We start from the raw sequence: 3165 nt of genomic DNA, 5'->3' as shown, positions 1-3165 counted from the left end.
AATTCGGAAAGCTGTTTTTTTAATTCTCGTTCTTACACATTCAATGTTCTTTCATTGAGTCCATCAAAACCCCTTGGGTGTTGTATGGTTAAGCCTCACGGGCAATTAGTACAGGTTAGCTCAACGCCTCACAACGCTTACACACCCTGCCTATCAACGTCGTAGTCTACGACAACCCTTTAGGATACTTAAAGTATCAGGGAGAACTCATCTCAAGGCTCGCTTCCCGCTTAGATGCTTTCAGCGGTTATCGATCCCGAACTTAGCTACCGGGCAATGCGTCTGGCGACACAACCCGAACACCAGAGGTTCGTCCACTCCGGTCCTCTCGTACTAGGAGCAGCCCCTTTCAATTCTCCAACGCCCACGGCAGATAGGGACCGAACTGTCTCACGACGTTCTAAACCCAGCTCGCGTACCACTTTAAATGGCGAACAGCCATACCCTTGGGACCGACTTCAGCCCCAGGATGTGATGAGCCGACATCGAGGTGCCAAACACCGCCGTCGATATGAACTCTTGGGCGGTATCAGCCTGTTATCCCCGGAGTACCTTTTATCCGTTGAGCGATGGCCCTTCCATTCAGAACCACCGGATCACTATGACCTGCTTTCGCACCTGCTCGAATTGTCATTCTCGCAGTCAAGCGGGCTTATGCCATTGCACTAACCTCACGATGTCCAACCGTGATTAGCCCACCTTCGTGCTCCTCCGTTACGCTTTGGGAGGAGACCGCCCCAGTCAAACTACCCACCAGGCACTGTCCGCAACCCCGATAAGGGGTCGACGTTAGAACATCAACACTACAAGGGTGGTATTTCAAGGACGGCTCCACGCAATCTAGCGACTGCGCTTCAAAGCCTCCCACCTATCCTACACATGTAGGGTCAATGTTCAGTGCCAAGCTGTAGTAAAGGTTCACGGGGTCTTTCCGTCTAGCCGCGGGTACACTGCATCTTCACAGCGATTTCAATTTCACTGAGTCTCGGGTGGAGACAGCGTGGCCATCATTACGCCATTCGTGCAGGTCGGAACTTACCCGACAAGGAATTTCGCTACCTTAGGACCGTTATAGTTACGGCCGCCGTTTACCGGGGCTTCGATCAAGAGCTTCGACCGAAGTCTAACCCCATCAATTAACCTTCCGGCACCGGGCAGGCGTCACACCGTATACGTCATCTTGCGATTTTGCACAGTGCTGTGTTTTTAATAAACAGTTGCAGCCACCTGGTATCTGCGACTCTCAATAGCTCCATCCGCGAGGGACTTCACCGTCGAGAGCGTACCTTCTCCCGAAGTTACGGTACCATTTTGCCTAGTTCCTTCACCCGAGTTCTCTCAAGCGCCTTGGTATTCTCTACCCGACCACCTGTGTCGGTTTGGGGTACGATTCCTTACAATCTGAAGCTTAGAGGCTTTTCCTGGAAGCATGGCATCAATGACTTCACATCCGTAGATGCTCGACGTCGTGTCTCAGCCTTAAAAAGAGCCGGATTTACCTAACTCTTCAGCCTACGCACTTGAACCTGGACAACCGTCGCCAGGCCCACCTAGCCTTCTCCGTCCCCCCATCGCAATTGTAAGAAGTACGGGAATATTAACCCGTTTCCCATCGACTACGCCTTTCGGCCTCGCCTTAGGGGTCGACTTACCCTGCCCCGATTAACGTTGGACAGGAACCCTTGGTCTTCCGGCGAGGAGGTTTTTCACCCCCTTTATCGTTACTCATGTCAGCATTCGCACTTCTGATACGTCCAGCATGCGTTACCACACACCTTCAACCGCTTACAGAACGCTCCCCTACCCAATGCACTAAAGTGCATTGCCGCAGCTTCGGTTTACTACTTAGCCCCGTTACATCTTCCGCGCAGGCCGACTCGACCAGTGAGCTATTACGCTTTCTTTAAATGATGGCTGCTTCTAAGCCAACATCCTGGCTGTCTGAGCCTTCCCACATCGTTTCCCACTTAGTAGTAATTTGGGACCTTAGCTGGCGGTCTGGGTTGTTTCCCTCTCCACGACGGACGTTAGCACCCGCCGTGTGTCTCCCGGATAGTACTTACTGGTATTCGGAGTTTGCAAAGGGTTGGTAAGTCGGGATGACCCCCTAGCCTTAACAGTGCTCTACCCCCAGTAGTATTCGTCCGAGGCGCTACCTAAATAGCTTTCGGGGAGAACCAGCTATCTCCAGGTTTGATTGGCCTTTCACCCCTAGCCACAAGTCATCCGCTAATTTTTCAACATTAGTCGGTTCGGTCCTCCAGTTGATGTTACTCAACCTTCAACCTGCCCATGGCTAGATCACCTGGTTTCGGGTCTATATCCAGAGACTGAACGCCCAGTTAAGACTCGGTTTCCCTACGGCTCCCCTAGATGGTTAACCTTGCCACTGAATATAAGTCGCTGACCCATTATACAAAAGGTACGCAGTCACAGGACAAGCCTGCTCCTACTGCTTGTACGTACACGGTTTCAGGTTCTATTTCACTCCCCTCACAGGGGTTCTTTTCGCCTTTCCCTCACGGTACTGGTTCACTATCGGTCAGTCAGTAGTATTTAGCCTTGGAGGATGGTCCCCCCATATTCAGACAGGATATCACGTGTCCCGCCCTACTCGATTTCACTGAACACACGTCGTCAACTACGGGACTATCACCCTGTATCGTCGGCCTTTCCAGGCTGTTCGTCTAACGCGTGTAAAGCTTAAGGGCTAGTCCAATTTCGCTCGCCGCTACTTTCGGAATCTCGGTTGATTTCTTTTCCTCGGGGTACTTAGATGTTTCAGTTCCCCCGGTTCGCCCTGTTGAGCTATGTATTCACTCAACAGTAATACCTTATGGTATTGGGTTTCCCCATTCGGAAATCCCAGACTCAAATGGTTTTTACTACCTAATCTGGGCTTATCGCAAGTTAATACGTCCTTCATCGCCTCTGACTGCCAAGGCATCCACCGTGTACGCTTAGTCACTTAACCATACAACCCGAAGGAGTTTCGAGTTGATGTTCAAATCACCAAAGTTGTCTCTCATTATTTGAATGAGCGAGAGACATATCGATTTTGCCGGACTCAATTTCGAATAATCACTGTAAAAGTGATATTCCCAAGAACACTTGAATGTGTTTTTTGGTGTTTGTCTTAAAGACAAACATTGAGAACTTTACAAA

Annotated in this window: 1 rRNA gene; it reads right to left on the bottom strand. The window is 50.4% G+C overall.

Annotated features, from left to right (window positions below):
• Positions 1-84: 84 nt before the first annotated feature.
• Positions 85-2974, bottom strand: a 23S ribosomal RNA gene (locus tag KI742_RS21060).
• Positions 2975-3165: the final 191 nt, after the last annotated feature.

The organism is Vibrio sp. D417a, from assembly GCF_030248595.1.
Classification (GTDB): domain Bacteria; phylum Pseudomonadota; class Gammaproteobacteria; order Enterobacterales; family Vibrionaceae; genus Vibrio; species Vibrio alginolyticus.
This window is presented reverse-complemented; position numbering and strand designations above follow the sequence as displayed.